The following is a 20,083-nucleotide window of genomic DNA, read 5'->3' on the forward strand; positions in this document are numbered from 1 at the left end:
CTGAGGATCCTGAATTCGAAACCTTCTACACGAAGAACATTCTTCTGAATGAAGGTCTGCGTGCCTGGATGGCACCGGCTGACCAGCCGCATGAAAACTTCGTCTTCCCTGAGGAGGTCCTGCCCCGTGGTAACGCTCTCTAGTCCTTCCCTTGTTGCCGTTGGTGGCAAGGACCTCGACTCCACCGGATATGCCTGGTGGGCCGGCAATGCCCGCCTGATCAACCTGTCCGGCCGTCTGCTCGGGGCCCACGTGGCTCACGCCGGCCTGATGGTGTTCTGGGCCGGGGCCATGATGTTGTTCGAAGTGAGTCACTTCAGCTTCGACAAGCCGATGTATGAGCAGGGTCTGATCCTGTTTCCGCACGTGGCAACCCTCGGCTACGGCGTCGGTCCCGGTGGTGAAGTCACCAGTCTCTATCCCTTCTTCGTCGTCGGTGTTCTGCACCTGATCAGCTCAGCAGTGCTGGGCGTCGGTGGCCTCTATCACGCCCTGCGCGGCCCGGAGATCCTGGAGAACTACTCCTCGTTCTTCTCCCAGGATTGGCGTGACAAGAACCAGATGACCAACATCATTGGCTATCACCTCATCCTGCTTGGAGTGGGTGCCCTGCTCCTGGTGTTCAAGGCCATGTTCTTCGGTGGCGTCTACGACACCTGGGCTCCAGGTGGTGGCGACGTGCGATTGATCACCAATCCAACTCTCAGTCCGGCGGTGATCTTCGGCTACCTGACAGCAGCTCCCTTTGGTGGAGAAGGCTGGATCATCGGCGTGAACTCGATGGAAGACATCATCGGTGGTCACATCTGGGTGGGCCTGATCTGCATCTTTGGAGGCATCTGGCACGTGATCACCAAGCCATTCGGCTGGGTGCGCCGTGCCTTCATCTGGAACGGTGAGGCCTACCTGAGCTACAGCCTGGGTGCCCTGAGCCTGATGAGCTTCATCGCCAGCACCTATATCTGGTTCAACAACACCGCTTACCCCTCCGAGTTCTACGGCCCCACCAATGCCGAGTCCTCGCAGGCCCAGAGCTTCACCTTCCTGGTGCGTGACCAGCGCCTTGGTGCCAACATCGGTTCGGCCATGGGCCCAACCGGCCTGGGTAAATACCTGATGCGCTCCCCAACCGGCGAAATCATCTTCGGCGGTGAAACCATGCGCTTCTGGGATTTCCGTGGTCCCTGGCTCGAGCCCCTGCGAGGCCCCAACGGCCTGAGCCTCGACAAGCTCCAGAACGATATTCAGCCCTGGCAGGTGCGCCGGGCCGCTGAATACATGACCCACGCCCCGAATGCTTCCCTCAACTCCGTGGGCGGCATCATCACCGAACCCAACTCGGTGAACTTCGTGAACGTGCGTCAGTGGCTCTCCGCCACTCAGTTCGTGCTCGCCTTCTTCTTCCTGGTGGGCCACCTCTGGCACGCCGGTCGCGCCCGCGCAGCCGCCGCCGGTTTCGAGAAGGGCATTGATCGCAAGGCAGAACCGACCCTGGCCATGCCCGATCTCGACTGAGTTTCCCCGACTCAACCGAGCATCCACGCAATCCAGCTTCAGCCACAAGCTGATCCATCTGGAGATCTTCCTGAACCCCTGCCTCCGCAGGGGTTTTTTCATGGTCGACACATCTGGTCAGACCTGAGCGCCAGGCAGATGAACTCTGGTTGTTCCTTCAACGCTCACCCTGGCTACGGTCCAGCTGAGGTGATGGGGAGATCAGCGCAGCTGGCCATCCACACCACCCGGCCATACCCCTCAACCAGACCAGCACCCATGACGACCCCCTGCTCCAGCGGCCATGTTCAGAAACGCTCGCTGGGATGGCTGGCCACACTCTCCCTTCTGGTGCTCCCAACTCTGAGCGCACCGTTGCAGGGGCAGGCCAAGACGGAAACCCTGACTTTTCCCAGCAGCGGCGTGATCTGCGACTCGGCAGTGCGGATCTGCTACGACAGCGACGGCGCCTCCCTGCCGCTGACCCGTCGCCATTTCGACCGGCGGGCCGAGCAGAACCTGAAGCGGCTGCTCTCCGGGAGGACGATTCCCAGGGAGTTCCAGTTCAGTGGTGGAGAAGTGTGTGATGTTCAGCGCCAGCTCTGCTGGGACAATGGCTGGAAGAAAACAAATGTGAGCAATCGCCTGAGCCGTCAGCTGTTCGGCAGCGTCAGACGCTCAGACGATCCATGGGCAAACAACAACTCCAACAACAACGCCAACAACAACTGGGGTAACAACTGGGGTAACAACTCAAACAACAATTCAACCAACAATTGGAACAACAACTCAACGAACAACTGGAATCAGAACCAGCAGGCAAATTCTTGTGAACTCTCCCAGTCCGGGCGGAGCGTCTTCAATGGCAGCTGCGATCTGAGGCAGCGAAGCACAGCCAATGGAACGGCCTATTCCGTTGAGCTGCAGAACGGCCGGCAGTTCGCCTTCTACAACAGGCAGGGAGAGCTGGTGCTTCGAGACGGAACGGGAACATGGCCCGTCCGCACCGCAAGGCGCGGCAACGAAGTGCTCTTCAGCTGGGGCAACCAACGACTGATCACCCGTGTTAACGATCAACAGGTGAACCCGACAAACCTTTCTCCCAGCCTGAATCCCACCAACCAGTTCCTGCAGGGTCTGTTCAACAACCTGTTCCGCTGATTGGAGCGTCTGGCTGCAACCAACGTCGCAGCAAGGGGAGGCTCAGGCCGATCACATTGCTGAAACATCCCTCGATCCGCTCCACCAGCAGGCCGCCGCGGCCCTCAAGGGCAAAGCCACCGGCACACTGCAACGGTTCGCCGGTGTCGACGTAGGCCTGGATCTCCGCGTCCGTCAGGGCGGCAAACAGAACCCGGGTGGTCACGGTGGCGAGCAGGGGAGACGCCACGCCGACCTCAGCCGGGAGCAGGCAATGGCCGGTGTGGAGCTCCCCCCACCGACCCGCCATCCGCCGCCAGCGCCGGCTCGCCTCAGGCGCATCACCAGGCTTGCCGAACACCTCTCCTTCAAAAACCAGCACCGAATCGCAGCCCAGCACCGCTGGCCCCAGCTCAGATCCCACGGTCGCCGCGGCCCGCACGGCCTCGGCCTTGGCCAGGGCCAGCCGCTGCACCAACCACTCGGCTCCCAGCGGCCCGGCCGCCGCCGTGATCGCACGCTCATCGACACCACTCACCTGAGAGCGATGGGGGATGGCGGCCTGCTCAAGGAGGCGCCGCCGCGCCGGCGAGGCGGAGGCAAGCAGCAACGACGTCATCCCGGTGGCCCAACGGCCCCCATCCTGCGTCGCGATGACGGCCAGCCATCCGGGAGAATCACGGCTATGGACCCCGTTGCCTGCCCCAACCCGGGGCGCTCGTTCAGCCGCGCCGCCAGTGCCCTGCGCTGCCTGCCGTTTCGCAGGGCCTTCTACGCGCTGGTGGGGGGGGAAGCGATCAGCAGCGGGGCCCTCTGCGATCGCTCCGACTGGTCCGTCTTCTGCTTTCTGCCGATGGGCCCGCAGCGGGCCGAGGATCATTTCATCTGGCTGATCCGGCTCGGGGTGCTGCGCCGTGAGGTGGACGGCCAGGGGCTGACCGATCGGGTGCGGTTGACGCCGATGGGACGCCAGTTGTTGGCAGGTTTCCCGGGCGAGATTCCACGGGCGGGGCTGGCCGAGCGGATTCACCAGAACCTGCGCCGCCACCGGCCCCGCCTGTGAGCAGCGCGCCTCTGGACCCGCTCCCGGCCCTGATGGTGCTCGGCACCAGCAGCGGGGCCGGCAAGTCGCTGATGACGGCAGCCCTCTGTCGGGTGTTGCGGCGGCGCGGAGAGCGTCCGCTGCCGTTCAAGGGGCAGAACATGAGTCTCAATGCCTGGGTGGACGAGGGGAACGGCGAAATGGCCTACAGCCAGGCCCTGCAGGCCTGGGCGGCCGGACTGGAGCCGGAGGTGGCGATGAACCCGGTTCTGCTCAAACCCCAGGGCGACAGCACCAGTGAGGTGATCCACCTGGGCCGCTCAGTGGGGATTGCCCGCGCCGAGCACTACTACCGCGACTGGTTCCGGCCCGGCTGGGCGGCGATCCGCACAGGGCTGAGCAGCCTGCAGGCCTCCCATCCCGGCGGACGGCTGATTCTGGAGGGGGCGGGCAGCCCGGTGGAGGTGAACCTGCAGAGCCGCGATCTCACCAACCTGCGCCTCGCCCAGTACCTCCGAGCCCGCTGCCTGCTGGTGGCGGACATCGAGCGCGGCGGGGTGTTTGCCCAGGTCGTCGGCACCCTGGCCCTGCTGCGACCGGTGGAGCGGCCCCTGATCCGGGGCATCCTGATCAACCGCTTCCGCGGCCGGCGGGAGCTGTTCGATGCGGGGCGCGTCTGGCTGGAGCAACGGACGGGGATTCCGGTGCTGGGGGTGATGCCCTGGCTCGATGAGCTGTTCCCGCCGGAGGATTCACTCGATCTGCTCGAGCGGCGGGCCCGCAAACCCGATGCCGAGCTGGAGATCGCCGTGCTGCGGCTGCCCTCGATCAGCAACTTCTCCGACTTCGATCCACTTGAGGCCGAACCGAGCGTGCGGCTGCGCTGGGTGCGCCCCGGCGAGGCGCTCGGCCAACCGGCCGCCGTGATCCTGCCTGGCAGCAAGCAGACCCTGCGGGACCTGGCAGCGCTCCAGGCCAGCCCGATGGCCGGGGAGCTGCAGGCCTTCGTGGCCGGCGGCGGCCATCTGTTCGGCATCTGCGGCGGACTGCAGATGCTGGGCCGAGCGCTCGAGGATCCCGATGGTCTGGAAGGCGGCGGCATGGTCGGCTCCATGCGGGGCCTGGGGTTGTTGCCACTGCTCACCCGCTTCGGCTCCGTCAAGGCCCTGCGCCGGCGCAGCAGCCAGGCGCTCTGGCCACCGCCCGGAGGCCAGGATCTGGAAGGGTTCGAACTGCACCGGGGGCGCTCCCACTGCCTGGCGCCCCAGCACTGCCATCCGCTCGGCTCCGAGCGTGAGCTGGGCTGGTGGCAGCAGCTTGAGCCGGGTGGTTCAGTGGCCGGCACCTACCTGCATGGTGTGTTCGAGAACGGCCCCTGGCGGCGGCGCTGGCTGAACCAGCTGCGCCGCCAGCGGAACCTCCCCGACCTGGGGGAGGCCCAGCCCCACCACAGCCGCCAGCGGGACGCCCTGCTCGATCGCCTCGCCGATGCCTTCGAGGCCCACGTCAACCTTGAGCCGCTGCTGCACTGAACACTGCTTCAGACTGACCCAGACACAGCCGTGATTCCATGGCCCCTCCCCTGGTCAGGATCAGCTGGCCGAATGGCAGCACCAGCCTGGAGCCGGCCGGCACCGCCTGGTTGTCTGCAGCGGCCAGCGGCAACCTGCTGATTCCCACCGGCTGCCTGGGCGGCAGCTGCGGCGCCTGCGAGATCGAGGTGAACGGCCAGGTTGTGCGCGCCTGCATCGCCTCCGTTCCGCCGGCCCACAGCGGCGAGCTCAGGGTGGAACTGGCCAGTGATCCCTATTGGTGAACGACAAAGCTCTGGCTTGCCTCACATTGGCTGAGCATCCACCACACTGACGAAATCGTTGGGTAATCGTTGATGTCAGCCCGCCCTGCCACCATCCACAGCGCTCTCATTTTGGGCAGCACCAGCCTGGTGGCCATGGCGATTTGCAGGGAGCTGCTCCGGCGCGGCTGTCTTCGCTTTCACTTGGTCGCCCGCAACGGAGAGACCAACCGTGTGCTTGCCGACGAATTGATGCAAAGCCAGGGAGTCCAGGTTTCACTGCAGTCTCTTGATCTCTGGGCAGCTGCCAAGGGGCAGCCCACGGCCCAGCCACCCCTGGAGGAATCCTTCGACCTCTATCTGATCACCGCCGGCTCCCTCGGCGATGCGGAGCGCGCGCGCCATGATCCCTCCGAGGCCCTGGCGATCACCGCGGCCAACTACAGCGGCCTGTTGCCCTGGCTCACTGTGATCGCCACGGCCGAGCGACTCGAGCGGCCCGGTCGCCTGTGGGTCTTCTCTTCGGTGGCCGCCGATCGCGGTCGCCCCTCCAACTACCACTACGGCGCCGCCAAGGCCGCGCTCACCACTTATTGCGAGGGGCTGCTGCTGCGCTGCCACGGCAAACCGTTCGCGGTGCGGATCCTCAAGGCCGGGTTCATGGCCACGCCCATGACCGTGGGCAAGGCGCCGCCGGCCCTCTGCGCCAGTCCGGAGCTAGTGGCCCGTGCCCTGCTGCGCCGACCGGACCGGCGCGGCATGGAATACATCCCCTGGTGGTGGTCGGCGATCATGCTGCTGGTGCGCCTGCTCCCTCCGGCCCTGGCCCGCAAACTGTGACCCTCTCCCCTCCTTCCACGGAACGGCAGTGCCTCACCGGCTGGGGCCGTACCCAGCCGGCCCACGCGAGGGTGCTTGCCCCCCAGAACACAAACGAGCTCTGCGCGCTGATCCGCCAGGCCGCCCCTGCCAGCCTGATCCCTCGGGGTCTGGGCCGCTCCTATGGCGATGCCGCCCAGCTAGATGGGGCCGCCGTGATCGACCTGGGGTCCTTCGATTCCGTGGCGCTCGATGCCCCTGCCGCCAGAGTCACTGCCGGAGCAGGCCTGAGCCTGAGCGACATCCTGCGGGTGATCGTGCCCGCCGGGTTCTTCCTTCCCGTTACCCCCGGCACCCGCAACGTCACCCTCGGCGGCGCCATCGCCGCCGATGTGCATGGCAAGAACCACCATGGCGAGGGCAGCTTCGCCCGTCACGTACACAACCTCCAGCTGGTGGATGGCGGTGGAGAGCTCCGCGAGCTCACACCTACCGGCGACCCCTCCACAGCGGCCGCCTTCTGGGCCACCGCCGGCGGCATGGGCCTCACCGGCGTGATCACCGAGGCGAGTTTCAGCCTGATCCCGATCGAAACCGCCCTGATCAGCGTCGACACCGACCGCCACCGCGATCTCGACGGCCTGATGGCCGCCATGGTGGAGGGCGATGCCCACTACCGCTACAGCGTGGCCTGGGTCGACAGCCTCCATCCAGCCGGTCGGGGCGTGCTCACCCGGGGCGATCACGCCAGCCGGGAAGGGCTCCGAGCTGCCGGCGGCTCTGTGGCCGGCTGCCGTCCGGAGGCACCGCTGGCCTATGACCCGAAGGCCCTGGCAGCCGCCCCGCCCTTTCTCCCAGGCGGTCTGCTCAACGGGTTCACGGTGCGGGCCTTCAACGAGGCCTGGTACCGCAAGGCGCCGAAGCATCGTGTTGGTGAACTGCAGGCGATCGCCCCCTTCTTCCACCCCCTTGATGGGGTGAGCGACTGGAACCGCATCTACGGGCCGGCAGGCTTTCTCCAGTACCAGTTCGCCGTACCCGATACGGCGGCAGAGCTGGTGCCCCTCACCCTTGCCGCACTTCGCAAGGTGGGAGCACCCAGCTTTCTCACGGTGCTCAAGCGCTTCGGGCCCGGCACCCCTGGGCCCCTTTCCTTTCCACAACCCGGCTGGACCCTGGCAGCCGACGTACCAGCCGCCGTGCGGGGACTGCGGGAAGCCCTCGATGCTCTCGATGAGCAGGTGGCGGCGGCCGGCGGCAGGCTTTACCTGGCCAAGGATTCCAGGCAGTCGGCCAGCATGCTGCAGCGGAGCTACCCGCGGCTGGCCGAGTGGCAGCAGCAGCGCGATCGGCTCGATCCCCGCCATGTCTTCTGTTCCGACCTGGCCCGCAGGCTCGCAATCGCTTAGGTTTTGCCCGGTTGGCTCCATGACCCTGGTTCCTCCACCCACGTTTCCGCTCCTGGCGGCCTGTCGCCCCAGGCAGTGGACCAAGAACCTGCTGGTGTTCGCGGGGGCCCTCTTCGCCTTCCAGATGCAGCCGCACGTTTGGCTGGGAGCCGCCGTGGGCTTTGTGGCCTTCTGTGCCATCTCGAGCGCGATCTACCTGCTCAACGACGTGCTGGATAGGGAAGCCGACCGGGCCCATCCCAGCAAACGGCATCGTCCGATCGCCGCTGGCCTGATCGGAGTGCCCCTCTCACTGGCCACGGCCATTTTGCTGGCGGTTCTCAGCCTGGGCCTGGGAGCCGCCTTGGCGCCAGGTCTGGCCGGGGTGCTGCTCCTCTACGGGCTGATCCAGGTGGGGTACTGCCTTCAGTTCAAGCGAGCCCCCCTGCTGGATCTGTTCTGCATCGCTGCCGGCTTCCTGCTGCGAGCCGTAGCAGGTGTTGTAGCTGCAGGGCTGGGCTTCTCCCCCTGGTTTCTGCTCACCGTGGGCCTTCTGGCCCTGTTTCTGGCGGTGGAGAAACGCAAGGCGGAGCTTCGCCTCTGTCTCGATCGCGGTGTGATCACCCGCAAGGTGCTCGAGCGATATTCGATGCCCCTGCTGCAGCGCCTCGAGAACATCGTCTCCACGAGCGCCTTCATGTCATACGCCCTCTGGGCTGCCGGTCCTTCGCTCAACGGGGCCCCCACCAGCTGGATGCTGCTTTCGGTGCCGTTCGTGCTGGTGGGGATCTTCCGCTACCAACTGCTGAGTGACCCGGAGGAGGCCGAGCGCCGTGTGGCCCTGCATCCGGAGCGTTCCAGCGAGAAGCCGGAGGAGATCCTGCTGGGGGATCGGGGGGTGCAGCTGACCCTGCTGACCTGGCTGCTCACCGTGGCCGGTGTGGGCATCGCGCATCGGCTCGACATTCTTCCCGCCTGAGGCCATGAAGATCTTTCTACCCGGCGGCGCCGGCCTCGTGGGTCTCAACTTGATCGCACTGCTGCAACAGGACCATCCAGGCTGGGACTTGCTCGTGGTGGACAAGAAGGAGGCCGCCATTGCCGTGGGGCGGAAGTTGTTTCCGCGGGTGATCTTCCTGCAGGAGGATCTCTGCGAAACCTCCGGGGTGCAATGGCCCGCACTGCTGGCAGGATCGGATGCCTGCGTGATGCTGCAGGCCGAGATCGGCAACACCGACCCCAGCACCTTCGACCGCAACAACATCGCCACCACCAAAGTGGTACTGGCGGAGCTGCGCCATGCCGGAGTGCCCCGGCTCGTTCATATCAGCAGCTCCGTGGTCAATTCGGTGGCGACCGATCTCTACACCACCACCAAGCGCCAGCAGGAGCAGCTCGTGCGGGAGCACTGGCCGGGGGTGGTGGTGCTGCGGCCCACCCTGATGTTCGGCTGGTTCGACCGCAAGCATCTGGGCTGGCTGGCCCGCTTCCTGCGCAAGAGCCCCGTCTTCCCGATTCCAGGTTCTGGCCGTTTCATCCGCCAACCTCTCTACGTGCAGGATTTCTGCCGGATCATCGAAAGCTGTCTGCTGCAGCCCCAGCTCCGTGGCGTCTATGACATCACCGGTCTTGAGCAGGTGAGCTATACCAGTCTGATGCGCCAGCTGCGCGCTGCCGTGGATTCTCACAGCAGGTTCGTGCATCTGCCGATTGGGCTATTCGGACTGTTACTCCAGATCTGGGCCCTGCTCACCCATCAGCCCGCCTTCACGAACTCGCAGCTCAGGGCTCTGACGGCCGGTGATCGGTTCGAGGTGATCGACTGGCCGACCATCTTCCAGGTCGCGCCCACACCCCTGGCGGAGGCCATCCGCCTCACCTATACAGACTCCCGCTTCCGGGACGTGGAGATCCCCTACTGATGGCCTCAACCCCTGCGCGCCTGCCCAGCATCGCCGTGATCGGCGCTGGCCCGATGGGCCTGGCGGTGGCCTATGAGCTTGCCCGCCTGGGGCATCCCCCAACGCTCTTCGAGGCCGATGACCGCATCGGTGGCATGGCGGCCTGCTTCGATTTCGAAGGGATCCGGCTGGAGCGTTACTACCACTTCCACTGCCTGAGCGATCACGACTTCTTCACGTTGCTGGAGGAACTGAATCTGAAGCAGGAGATGGCCTGGCGCCAGACCTCCATGGGCTTCTTCTGCAACGACAGGTTGTATCCCTGGGGGTCTGTCGGGGCGGTTCTGGCCTTTCCCCGTCTGCCCCTGCTCACCAAGATCCGCTATCTGCTCCATGCCGCCCGCTGCCTCACCATCCACGACTGGCATCGCCTGGATCGGATCCCTGCCACCGGCTGGCTGCGGAGCTGGCTGGGGAAGCCGGGCTACCGGGTGCTGTGGCACAAGCTGTTCGCCTACAAGTTCTTCCATCACAGCGAAGCCATCTCCGCCGCCTGGATCTGGAGCCGGATCCGACGCCTGGCCCGCTCACGCCGGTTCCTGAAGGAAACCCTCGGCTTCCTACGGGGTGGCACGCAGCAGTACCTCGACGCCATGGAAGCGGCCCTCAGACGCATGGGCACCCATCTGGAACTCGGCCAGCCCGTTCGCTCCATCTGCTCCCTGCCCGACGGCAGGGTGGCTCTGGCGACCAATGGCGGGGAGAAGCGATTCGATGCGGTGATCTCCACCGTGCCGCTGCCGCTCGTGGCCCCGATGCTGACGACCGGAGGCGCCCCCCCGGAGCTGATCAGGCTCTATGCGGAGCAGCGCTCGGTGGCCTGCGCCTGCGTGGTGATCAAGACCGGCCTTCCGATCACCACGAACTTCTGGACCAACGTGAACGACGAGCGCTTCCGCATTCCGGGCATCATCGAGATGGGCAATCTGCGTCCCGTTGGTGCGGCGATCACCTACGTGCCCTTCTACATGCCGGCGGACCATCCCGATTACCTCCGCCCGAACGATGCCTTCATCGCCGACGCCGTGGCCTGTCTACTGGCCATCAATCCCTCGCTGAGCCGCTCCGATGTGGTGGCGAGCCACTGCAGCCGCTACCGCTATGCCCAGCCGGTGTGTGGGATGGATTTCCTCGCCACCCTGCCACCGATCGAACCGCTCCCCAACCTCTGGATCGCCGACACCACCATGTACTACCCCGAGGACCGAGGGATCTCCGAGAGCACCGGATTCGGGCGGAAGCTGGCCGTGGAGGTTCTGCGGAAACTGGATGGGGCGGGGGAGCCGCCGGCGTGAGCCAAGCACCGGGAAACCGCCGGCAATTCGTAATGTTCCTGCTCACGGGAGGTTTGGCGGCCATGGTCAATGTGATCAGCCGCATCGGCTTCTCCCGGTTCCTGAGCTTCGAGCTTGCCGTGCTGGCCGCCTATGGGATCGGCATGGTCACCGCCTATGTGCTGGCACGACAATTCGTCTTCCGGAGTTCAACGATCACGGTGAGACGATCGTTCGCCGCCTTCGCGCTGGTCAACCTGTTTGCCGTGCTGCAGACATGGATCGTGAGCGTGGGGATGCGCAACTGGCTCCTTCCTCTGCTTGGCATCGTGGTGTTGAAGGATCTGATCGCCCACACAACCGGAGTGCTGGTTCCCGTGGTGAGCAGCTACTTCGGCCACAAGCACATCTCCTTCCAGGAATCGCGCCGATGACGGCGCCGCCGAACTCCCGCCCTGTGGTTGCGGCCTTCGACTGTGACGGCACCCTGATCTGTGGCGATGCCACCCGTCTGTTTCTGTGGCGGGCGCGGGGCCCCCTGGGCTGCCTCGTTGATCTGCTGGCGATCTCCCCCACCCTGATCCGCTGGAAGCTGGGAAGACTCTCCACCGCGGCTTTCAAGGAACGGCTCCTGGCTCGCGCGGTCGCCCGTACTCCTCCCCACCGGCTGCAGGGGCTGCTTGTGGAGGTGATCCCCGCCGCACTGATCACACGTTTACGCCTCCAAGCCCAGCATCGCCTCGTCTGGCATCGGCTTCACGATCACCGGGTGGTGATCGTCACCGCTTCACCGCGGTTTCTGATCCAGCCCCTCGCCGATCACCTCGGGGTCGACCTGCTGGCCACGGAAACCACCGACCCACGCCACGCCACGGCGGCGCGGCCGTTCCGGTTGCTTTCGCCCAACTGCAAGGGAGCTGAAAAGGTGCAGCGGCTGGAGCGATGGCTGGCGGAACCGATGGCCGGCACGGATCTGCACGCCTATGGCGACACCCGCGGGGATCGGGAACTGCTGGAAGCCAGTTCGGTGCCGCACTGGCGCTCCTTCGCCAGTGCCTCGGTGCCCTATCCGCAGCCTCGCCAGGGCAAGCAACCGCCGTGGAGCTCGCTGTTCGGCCTGCTCCTGCTCAGCCTGGCGCTGGTCGGGGTGAGCCGACTTCCCGAGGCCGAACGCCGCTCCCTGCTGAGCGCGCTCGGCTCGCTGCCCCTCTGGCTTCCCCTTCTATACGGCGTGCTGCTCACCAGTTTCACCCTGCGTTACTGGCGCTGGAGAGTGCTGCTGGGGGCGCTATCGATCGGCCGGCGGGGGCGGGCCGATGCCTTTCACTGGTTTAGGGGGTTCGCCCTCACCGCCACACCGGGCAAACTGGGCGAGCTGGCTCGGGTGCAGGCCCTGCACGACAGCCTCGGGTATCCACGCATCCCGCTGATCCATGTGTTCTTCGCCGAGCGCACGGCGGATGTGGTGAGCGTGGTCACGCTGCTGCTGCTGCTGGCCCCGGTTCAGGTGCTCGGCAGACTGCCGACCCTCGGCGGGTCCCTGCAGGGTCGGTCAATGGCTCTGGTGGCAGGGGCTCTGCTGGTGGTCTTCCTGCTGGCGGCCTGCCTGCGGCACTCCGGGATCCGCAGGCGTGTCGCTCGCTGGCGAAGCCGCTGGCGACACCGGTTGCCCGACCCTGCCCTAGTGAAGGCCCTGATTCCGGCAAGCGGCGTGAGTCTGATGGTGTGGTCCACCGAACCGATGCTGTTGTTCCTCTTGAGCCATATCCTCAGCCCCGGCCACCTTGGCGTAGCCCAGTCCATCACGATCTATCTCCTCTCCGGAACCGCCGGCATGGCCTCCTCCCTACCGGGAGGGATCGGGGTCAACGAAGCTGCCACTGTCTTGCTCCTCGCCCAGCAAGGAGTGCCGATCGGCACCACACTTCCGATTGCAATCCTCCGCCGGCTCATGACTCCGTGGAGCATTGTTGCCCTGGCGTCAATCAACAGTTCCTGGCTACTGAGAGATTTCAATAGAACAAACGATGCTTGATTTCCTGAACCTTGAGACAGGCTGCAGATCTTTGCAAAGGGAATGGGTCCCCGGAGAATCTCAGGCCTGGATCAGCCCGCCCCCCAGCACCAGCTCGCCGGCATAGAACACGGCCGCCTGCCCCGGTGTGATCGAGAACTGCTCCTGCTCGAACTCCAGGCGGCCGCGATGGGGCCGCCCAGCGGCGTCATCGGTGGCGATGGGCGCAAGCGGCGTGAAACGGGCCCGCACCGGCCCACTCCGATAGCGCACCTGCACCTCCAGTGACAGTGGAGCGGCGGGAGGATCGATCGATACCCAGTTGATCGCTCCCACCACACAGCCGGAGCGAGCCGCCTCGGCGCGGGGGGCCACCACCACCCGGTTCATCGCAGCGTCGAGCCGCACCACATGCAAGGGCTCACGCCAGGCCACCCCCAGCCCCTTGCGCTGACCGATCGTGAAGTGCTCGATGCCATCGTGCTGGCCGATCACTGCTCCGTCCGCCAGCACGATCTCCCCCTGGCGGGGCGGTAGGTAGGCATCGAGAAAAGCCCGCATCGAGCCGTGATGATCGGCCAGGCAGAGATCCTGGCTCTCCGGCTTGCTGGCCGTGCGCAACCCCAGGCGCTCCGCTTCAAGGCGGGTGTCCGGCTTGCTGATTTCACCGAGCGGAAACAGCAGCCGGCCCAGCACCTCCTGGGGGAGGTCGTAGAGGAAGTAGCTCTGATCCTTGCCGGCATCGAGACCGCGCAGCAGCTGCGTCCGGCCGGACCGTTCGCCTGAGCAGGAAGCGGAGGCGGCAGCCAGCGACGGTCGGAGCCGGGCGTAATGCCCGGTGGCAATCCGGGTGATGCCCCGCTCGGCCTCGGCCCAGGCGAGCATGGGCGCGAATTTCACCTCCCGGTTGCAGCGGGAGCAGGGCAGCGGCGTGACGCCGCCCGCATAGCCCTCCACCAGGAAATCAACGATCTGGGCCTGGAAGTGGGCGCGGGAATCGACGACATGGTGGAGAATCCCCAGCTGGTCGCAGAGGCCGGCCGCATCCACCAGACCTTCGGCGCAGCAACTCCCCTTGCCGCTCATCAGCCAGAGGGTGAGCCCCTCAACCTGCCAGCCGGCCTCCACCAGGAGAGCGGCGCTCAGGGAGCTGTCGACCCCGCCGGAGAGGCCCACGGCGACGCGATGCTCACCCGGCCAGGCCCGCAACCGCTCGACGGCCCGGGCAGCGGCAGGGGTGGCCGGACAGGTGGTTGCGGAAGCACGGGTTGCTGAAGCGGGGGCTGGAGAAAGGGTCACACCGAACACCCTCGATGCTGAATCGTGGGGCAAAAACATCCTTGCTCCCATCATGGGACCAGCCCGCGCCGCCGTTGCCGTGCCCTCCTGGCCCGCCCGTGATGCCGCCCACCTGCTGGTGCGCTCCGCCCAGATGGCGGACCTGGAAGAAGCGCTGTTCGCCAGTGGCCTGCCCGTCGAAGCCCTGATGGAGAAGGCCGCCCTGCAAATCAGCCAGCGGCTGCTCGGGCAGCCCGATCGGCTGGAGCGGGGCGTGCTGGTGCTGGTGGGGCCCGGCCACAACGGCGGTGATGGCCTGGTGGTGGCCAGGGAGCTGCATCTGGCCGGCGTGCGCGTTCAGCTCTGGAGCCCCTTCGAGCAGCGCAAGCCCCTCACCGAGGCCCACTGGCGCCATGCCCACTGGCTGGGGGTGGAGCAGTGCGCCGGCAGCCCTGATCCGGCCGATCCACGCCTCTGGATCGATGCCCTGTTCGGCACCGGCCAGCGGCGACCGCCCGGTGCGGTGATCGAGCGACTGCTGGCGACCAGGCAATCGCAACGGCCAGGCCGGCTGGTGGCGATCGATGTGCCCACCGGCCTCTGCGCCGACAGTGGCCAGCTGCTGGGGGAGGTGGCTGCCTGTGCCAGCCACACCTACGTGCTCGGTCTGCTCAAGCAGGGCCTGGTGCAGGACGCAGCCCTGGCCTGGGTGGGGGAGCTGGAACGGCTCGACCTCGGGCTCCCGCCCGCCCAGCTCGCCGGCCTGCCGGTGGATCAGCCCCTGGGCCTGGCGGCAGCGGATCTGGCCTCGACCCCCTGGCCGATTCCAGATCCGAGGGCTGGGAAGTATGGAAGGGGCCGCCTGCTGGTGGTGGCCGGCAGCAACGCCTATCGCGGCGCTGCCCTGCTCAGCCTGCTGGGTGCCGGCGCCAGTGGTTGCGGCAGCCTGCGGGGCGCCCTGCCGATTGCAGTGGCCGAAGAGCTCTGGGCGGTGCAACCCGATGTGGTGGTGCACCGCGCCCTGGCCTCTGGAGCCCAGGGGGGCCTCTGCCTGGCGGCGCTGGGAGAAGCCGGAGCCCTGGACCGCCTCGATGCGGTGCTGCTCGGCCCCGGCATCGGTGCCGGCCATGGGGCAGACGGCACGGATCAGACCCTGGCCTGGCGAGCGCTGCAGTACTTCAGCGGACTCCTGGTGCTGGATGCCGATGGGCTCAACCGCGTGGCCGCCGGGGAGACAGGGACCAGAAGCGATGCCTGGCTGCGGGGACGCCAGGGAGCCACCTGGCTGACGCCCCATGCCGGCGAATTCGCCCGCCTGTTCCCGGATCTGGCCAGCCAGCAGCCCTTGGCGGCGGCGGCGAGCGCCGCCGCCCGCTGTAGCGTCAGCGTGCTGCTCAAGGGGGCCCGCAGCGTGGTGGCCGCGGCCGATGGCCGCCGCTGGCAGCTGCTGGAGGCTGCCGCCCCGGCCGCCCGCGCCGGACTGGGGGACGTGCTGGCCGGCTACGCCGCCGGCAGGGGGGCCGCTGCCGCAGCGGCTCAGACCTGCTCCCCTGCGGATGGAGCCCTGCTGGCGGCCGCCGCCCTCGACCATGCCCAGGCCGGCCTGCAGTGCTGCCGGATCCTCGGCGCCGCAGCAGCCAGCCCCCAGGCCATCGCCAGCCAGCTGGCCCGGCGTGAGAGCAAGCTGCCAAAACGTTGTTAAAAACACACCCAAACCGGGAGATTGCGTCGAGATTGACGCAACTTTTGCGTCGTTTCATGGCTGTCACCAGCCTTCAGGCCCGAGACACCCACCAGCGGCGCAGGACGGATTCGATCCACTGGTATCTGACCACGATCGGCAGGGAGCCCCTGCTCACCCCGGCTGAGGAGATCGAACTGGGCAACCAGGTCCAGACGATGATGCGGCAGCTGGAAGCCAGCGAGCCCAGCGAACCCACCGACCAGACCAATCAGGTGCTGCGGATCGGCCGGCGGGCCAAGCAGCGGATGATCAAAGCCAACCTCCGGCTGGTGGTGAGCGTTGCCAAGAAGTACCAGGGCAAGGGGCTGGAGCTGCTCGACCTTGTCCAGGAGGGCTCCCTGGGGCTGGAGCGGGCCGTGGAGAAATTCGACCCCACCCGTGGCTACAAGTTCTCCACCTATGCCTTCTGGTGGATCCGCCAGAGCATGACCCGGGGGATCGCCTGCCAGTCGCGCACGATCCGGCTGCCGGTTCACCTCAGCGAGAGGCTGGGCTCGGTGCGCCGGGTCAGTCTGGAGCTGGCCCACAAGCTCGGCGCGATGCCCAGCCGCCAGGAGATCGCCGAAGCGATGGCGATCCCGATCCAGGAGCTCGACGGGCTGTTGCGTCAGTCGCTGACCACCTCGAGCCTCGATGCGCCGGTGAATGGCGAGGAAGGGCGCAGTCCCCTCGGTGATCTGATCGCCAGCCCCTCCAGCCAGGAACCGCTCGAGCGGATGGAGCAGGCGATGGACCACGACCGGCTGCAACACTGGCTCAGCCAGCTTTCGGCCCAGGAACGCCAGGTGCTCGACCTGCGCTTCGGCACCAACGGGGCTGAACGCAGCACCCTGGCCGAAATCGGCCGGCTGATGTCCGTCTCACGCGAGCGGGTGCGGCAGGTGGAACTGAAGGCCCTGCGCAAGCTGCGCAGCCTCTCGGAGCTCAGTGCGACCAGCCCCTGAGATTCAGTCTTCGGCCCAGATGTAACGGGTGAGTTCGGCGGGGTCGGGCTCGGGAGCGGCGATGGCGAAGCTCACGGCATCGGCCACCTCGGCATCGATCTCGGTTTCGATCGCCTTGAGCTCCTCGGCCGTGGCCAGCTCGGCGGAGATCAGCTGGCCGGCAAGGGCCTTGATCGGATCCCGCTGGGCCCAGAAGGCCTTTTCAGCCTCGCTGCGCAGCTCATCGGGATCGGCCAGGGAATGGCCACGGAAGCGGTAGGTGAGGCACTCCAGCACCGTGGGGCCATCACCGGCCCGGGCCCTCTCGATCGCCCGCTGGGCGGCGGCGCGCACCGCCAGCACGTCCATGCCGTCGACTTCCTCTCCGGCCATGCCGAAAGCGGCCGCCTTGCGCCAGATCTCCGGCTCGCTGGTGGCCCGTTCATGGGCCATGCCGATCGCCCACTTGTTGTTCTCCACCACGAACAGGATCGGCAGCTTCCAGAGCGCCGCCATGTTGAGGCATTCAAAGAACTGGCCGTTGTTGCAGGTGCCATCGCCGAAGAAGGCGGCGGTGACGGAATCACTGCTGGCATCGCCGAGCCCATCGCGCTTGTAGCGGCTGGTAAAGGCGGCGCCGAGGGCGACCGGAATGCCCTCGCCGATGAAGGCATAACCGCCCAGCAGGTGGTGCTCCCGGGAGAACAGGTGCATGGAGCCGCCGCGGCCCTTGCTGCAGCCGGTGGCCTTGCCGAACAGCTCGCTCATCACCTCGCGGGCCGGCACGCCGCAGCTGAGCGCGTGGACGTGATCCCGATAGGTGCTGCAGAACCAGTCGTGCTGGGCCTTCATCGCCTTGATCACGCCGGTGGCAACCGCTTCCTGACCGTTGTAGAGATGCACGAAGCCGAACATCTTGCCGCGGTAGTACATCTCGGCGCATTTGTCCTCGAAGCGCCGACCCAGGGTCATGTCGCGGTAGAGCATCAGCCCCTCAGCCCGGCTCACCGTGCAGGGAGCGGAGGCGAAAGCTGCCAGCCGCAGGGCGTGGCTTCCGGCCGCCTCAGCTTCAGCTGAACCAGCGGGGGCGGCAACAGGCTCAGAGGCGAACGCTTCAGGGGCCGACTTGAGCGCGAACTCCTGGGTCATGGCGGGAGTGGCGTGGTCTTCAGGGGCCGACTGTACGGGGTCCAACAAGGCCAGGGCGTCAAAACCGATGCCTCTGCCTACACTCACCAGCAATCCACCCGCGAGGGGTCTGGGAGTCGCTGCGGTTGGAACTTCCGATCGACCATTACCGACTGCTTGGGGTCAGCCCCTCCTCCGATTGCCAGAACGTGCTGCGCAGTCTTCAGCAGCGCCTCGACAACCCCCCCGGGCAGGGCTTCAGTCCTGAGGGACTTCAGGCCCGGGCCGACCTGCTGCGTGCCAGCGCCGAGCTGCTCAGCGATGACGACAGGCGCAGCGCCTACGAGGCCGATCTGATCGCCTTCGAGGGCAGTGGAAGTTCCGGCGCCCCAGGCCTGGAGGTTCCCAGCTCCAAGGTGGTCGGGGGCCTGCTGCTGCTGATGGAGGCCGGCCAGCCCCTGGAGGCCTTCGAAGCCGCTCGCCACAGCCTCCAACCACCCCAGACCCCCGCGCTGGGCAGCAGCCGCGAGGCCGATCTCAGCCTGTTGGTCGGGCTGTCCTGCCGTCATGCCGCCACCGAACTGAGCCAGGAGCGGCACTTCGAAGCGGCCGCCTCGCTGCTGCTGCAAGGCAGGCAGCTGCTGCAACGGCTGGGCCAGGCACCGGCCCAGCGGCACCTGCTCGACGACGACCTCGACAGCCTGCTGCCCTTCCGGGTGCTCGACCTGCTGAGCCGGGATCTCACCGCCACAGCCGAGCGCCAGGAAGGCCTCCGCTGGCTGGACGTGCTGGTCAAGAAACGCGGTGGGCTGGAAGGAGACGATGATCTATCGCTGCCGCGGCAGGAATTCCAGGCCTTCTTCAAGCAGATCCGTCAGTTCCTCACGGTGCAGGAACAGGTGGATCTGTTCAGCCGCTGGGCGATCGAAGGCTCGCCGACGGCGGCGTTCCTGGCCAGCTATGCCCTCACCGCTTCCGGCTTCGCCCAGCGCAAACCGGAGCGGATCGCCGCGGCCCATCAGCGGCTGATCCACAGCGGCCAACCCGGAGTAGGGCCGTTCCTGGCCTGCCAGAACCTGTTGCTCGGCCGCATCGACGCCGCCCAGACCGGTTTTCTGAGCGATTCCGAGCCGGATCTGCGCCGCTGGGCCGAGCAACGCAGTGACGACCCGCTCGGCCAGATCTGCGCCTATTGCCGCGACTGGCTCTCCAGGGAGGTGCTGCCCGGCTATCGGGACATCGAAGTCGACGCCGATCTCGACGCCTACTTCGCCGACCGTGACATCCAGACCTATGTGGAGGCGCAGGACCACTCCTCCCTCGCAGGGGGCGGGGTCGCTCCACCGGGCCCGACCGCCACGGCTTGGACGCCGGCCGATGCGGGGTCCGGGGTTCTGCCGCCGCTGGGATCAGCGTTCGGTGATTCGAGCGATTCCTTCGCCCTGCCGGCTCCGGCGCAACCGAAAGCAGCCGGCCGGCGGCGGGAGGGCCGCAGGCCTGGCTGGCTGCTCCCGCTGGCGGCCGGCGTCGCCGCCATCGCCGTTGCAGGGGGTGCCTGGTTCGCCTTCAAGCCGCTCAACCAGGCACCCCAGCCAGCCACCACATCTGACGCCAAGCCGACCCTGAAGCCGGCCGTCAAGCCAGCCGTAAACCCTGTGATAACGGCACCGGTTTCGCGCCTGCCCCTCAAGGCAGCCGAGCCGAGCGACGCCGAGATCAAGGCTCTGCTCGAGGCCTGGCTGAAGGCCAAGGCCGAGGTGCTGGCCGGCCAGCCCCCCGGCCGGCCCCTGGCTGAGCTGGCCAGGCCTGCCATGGTGGCGAGCCTGCTGGCGGAGGCGGGCCGGAACAGCAGCCGCCAGCAGCGGCAAACCGTGAACGCCGCTGTGGAGCAGCTGGCGGTGACCAGCCGCAGCCCGAGGCGGATCGAAACCAGGGCGAGGCTGCGCTACAGCGAGCAGACCACCAACAGCGCCGGCACGGTGATCGACCGCACCGAGCCGATCGAGCTGCGCAACAGCTACGTTTTTGCCCGCGACGGCGAGGTCTGGAAGCTGGCCGGCTGGCGCCCCCGCCGCTGAGCCCG

Annotated in this window: 18 protein-coding genes and 1 pseudogene; 16 read left to right on the forward strand and 3 right to left on the reverse strand. The window is 66.8% G+C overall.

Annotation, left to right across the window (positions count from 1 at the left end):
* The 3 genes and pseudogenes from KQ307_RS12780 to KQ307_RS12790 all read left to right on the forward strand — a co-directional run.
* Window positions 1–143, forward strand: a pseudogene (locus KQ307_RS12780) (photosystem II D2 protein (photosystem q(a) protein)); the annotation flags it as partial.
* The gene (gene psbC, locus KQ307_RS12785; protein WP_259700930.1) at window positions 127–1,515 is read left to right on the forward strand and encodes a photosystem II reaction center protein CP43; all 1,389 of its coding nucleotides are present in this window, start codon (window positions 127–129) and stop codon (window positions 1,513–1,515) included. The pseudogene KQ307_RS12780 and the gene psbC, both read left to right, overlap by 17 nt.
* A gap of 258 nt (window positions 1,516–1,773) precedes the next feature.
* Window positions 1,774–2,655 (forward strand): YcgJ family protein, encoded by an 882-nt coding sequence (locus tag KQ307_RS12790; RefSeq protein ID WP_259728185.1) that lies wholly within the window; start codon window positions 1,774–1,776, stop codon window positions 2,653–2,655.
* Here the strand turns inward: KQ307_RS12790 and KQ307_RS12795 are convergent.
* Window positions 2,636–3,253 (reverse strand): nucleoside triphosphate pyrophosphatase, encoded by a 618-nt coding sequence (locus KQ307_RS12795; RefSeq protein ID WP_259728186.1) that lies wholly within the window; start codon window positions 3,251–3,253, stop codon window positions 2,636–2,638. The two genes, KQ307_RS12790 and KQ307_RS12795, sit on opposite strands and share 20 nt — an antisense overlap.
* Window positions 3,254–3,319: 66 nt before the next feature.
* Between KQ307_RS12795 and KQ307_RS12800 the strand changes: the two genes are divergently transcribed.
* The 10 genes from KQ307_RS12800 to KQ307_RS12845 all read left to right on the forward strand — a co-directional run bounded on the left by KQ307_RS12800 (window position 3,320) and on the right by KQ307_RS12845 (window position 12,948).
* On the forward strand, window positions 3,320–3,697 hold the full coding sequence (locus KQ307_RS12800; RefSeq protein WP_259700933.1) for an Npun_F0494 family protein: 378 nt from the start codon (window positions 3,320–3,322) through the stop codon (window positions 3,695–3,697).
* 32 nt (window positions 3,698–3,729) lie between these two features.
* Window positions 3,730–5,208, forward strand: coding sequence for a cobyric acid synthase (locus KQ307_RS12805; RefSeq protein ID WP_259728208.1), 1,479 nt, complete (start codon window positions 3,730–3,732; stop codon window positions 5,206–5,208).
* Between the two features lie 38 nt (window positions 5,209–5,246).
* A complete protein-coding gene (locus KQ307_RS12810) occupies window positions 5,247–5,492 on the forward strand; it encodes a 2Fe-2S iron-sulfur cluster binding domain-containing protein (protein ID WP_259728187.1) in 246 nt (81 codons plus the stop codon).
* 72 nt (window positions 5,493–5,564) lie between these two features.
* Window positions 5,565–6,311 (forward strand): SDR family NAD(P)-dependent oxidoreductase, encoded by a 747-nt coding sequence (locus KQ307_RS12815; RefSeq protein ID WP_259728188.1) that lies wholly within the window; start codon window positions 5,565–5,567, stop codon window positions 6,309–6,311.
* On the forward strand, window positions 6,308–7,699 hold the full coding sequence (locus tag KQ307_RS12820; RefSeq protein WP_259728189.1) for an FAD-binding oxidoreductase: 1,392 nt from the start codon (window positions 6,308–6,310) through the stop codon (window positions 7,697–7,699). The genes KQ307_RS12815 and KQ307_RS12820 overlap by 4 nt, the downstream gene beginning before the upstream one ends.
* 19 nt (window positions 7,700–7,718) lie before the next feature.
* Window positions 7,719–8,657, forward strand: a complete 939-nt coding sequence (locus tag KQ307_RS12825; protein WP_259728190.1) for a decaprenyl-phosphate phosphoribosyltransferase — start codon at window positions 7,719–7,721, stop codon at window positions 8,655–8,657.
* A gap of 4 nt (window positions 8,658–8,661) precedes the next feature.
* The gene (locus tag KQ307_RS12830) at window positions 8,662–9,600 is read left to right on the forward strand and encodes an NAD(P)-dependent oxidoreductase (protein WP_259728191.1); all 939 of its coding nucleotides are present in this window, start codon (window positions 8,662–8,664) and stop codon (window positions 9,598–9,600) included.
* The gene (locus KQ307_RS12835) at window positions 9,600–10,934 is read left to right on the forward strand and encodes an NAD(P)/FAD-dependent oxidoreductase (RefSeq protein ID WP_259728192.1); all 1,335 of its coding nucleotides are present in this window, start codon (window positions 9,600–9,602) and stop codon (window positions 10,932–10,934) included. Before KQ307_RS12830 ends, KQ307_RS12835 begins: the two co-directional genes overlap by 1 nt.
* A gap of 32 nt (window positions 10,935–10,966) precedes the next feature.
* On the forward strand, window positions 10,967–11,347 hold the full coding sequence (locus tag KQ307_RS12840; RefSeq protein WP_259728209.1) for a GtrA family protein: 381 nt from the start codon (window positions 10,967–10,969) through the stop codon (window positions 11,345–11,347).
* Window positions 11,344–12,948 carry an HAD-IB family phosphatase gene (locus tag KQ307_RS12845; protein ID WP_259728193.1) on the forward strand — a complete coding sequence of 535 codons (1,605 nt, stop codon included), beginning with the start codon at window positions 11,344–11,346 and terminating at the stop codon, window positions 12,946–12,948. Before KQ307_RS12840 ends, KQ307_RS12845 begins: the two co-directional genes overlap by 4 nt.
* A gap of 60 nt (window positions 12,949–13,008) precedes the next feature.
* On the opposite strand, the gene mnmA is transcribed toward KQ307_RS12845, so the two are convergent.
* The gene (mnmA, locus tag KQ307_RS12850) at window positions 13,009–14,265 is read right to left on the reverse strand and encodes a tRNA 2-thiouridine(34) synthase MnmA (RefSeq protein ID WP_259728194.1); all 1,257 of its coding nucleotides are present in this window, start codon (window positions 14,263–14,265) and stop codon (window positions 13,009–13,011) included.
* A 13-nt stretch (window positions 14,266–14,278) separates the two neighbouring features.
* Between mnmA and KQ307_RS12855 the strand changes: the two genes are divergently transcribed.
* Window positions 14,279–15,907 carry an NAD(P)H-hydrate epimerase gene (locus KQ307_RS12855; RefSeq protein WP_259728195.1) on the forward strand — a complete coding sequence of 543 codons (1,629 nt, stop codon included), beginning with the start codon at window positions 14,279–14,281 and terminating at the stop codon, window positions 15,905–15,907.
* 56 nt (window positions 15,908–15,963) lie between these two features.
* The gene (locus tag KQ307_RS12860; RefSeq protein WP_259700936.1) at window positions 15,964–16,893 is read left to right on the forward strand and encodes a sigma-70 family RNA polymerase sigma factor; all 930 of its coding nucleotides are present in this window, start codon (window positions 15,964–15,966) and stop codon (window positions 16,891–16,893) included.
* Window positions 16,894–16,896: 3 nt separating this feature from the next.
* Here KQ307_RS12860 and pdhA read toward each other — a convergent pair whose 3' ends face one another.
* A complete protein-coding gene (gene pdhA, locus KQ307_RS12865; RefSeq protein WP_259700937.1) occupies window positions 16,897–18,021 on the reverse strand; it encodes a pyruvate dehydrogenase (acetyl-transferring) E1 component subunit alpha in 1,125 nt (374 codons plus the stop codon).
* A gap of 125 nt (window positions 18,022–18,146) precedes the next feature.
* On the opposite strand from pdhA, the gene KQ307_RS12870 reads away from it, so the two are divergent.
* The gene (locus KQ307_RS12870) at window positions 18,147–20,078 is read left to right on the forward strand and encodes an IMS domain-containing protein (RefSeq protein ID WP_259728196.1); all 1,932 of its coding nucleotides are present in this window, start codon (window positions 18,147–18,149) and stop codon (window positions 20,076–20,078) included.
* The last annotated feature ends 5 nt before the right edge of the window (window positions 20,079–20,083 follow it).

Origin of the sequence: Synechococcus sp. CS-1326 (assembly GCF_025128115.1) — a bacterium.
Lineage (GTDB): Bacteria > Cyanobacteriota > Cyanobacteriia > PCC-6307 > Cyanobiaceae > Regnicoccus.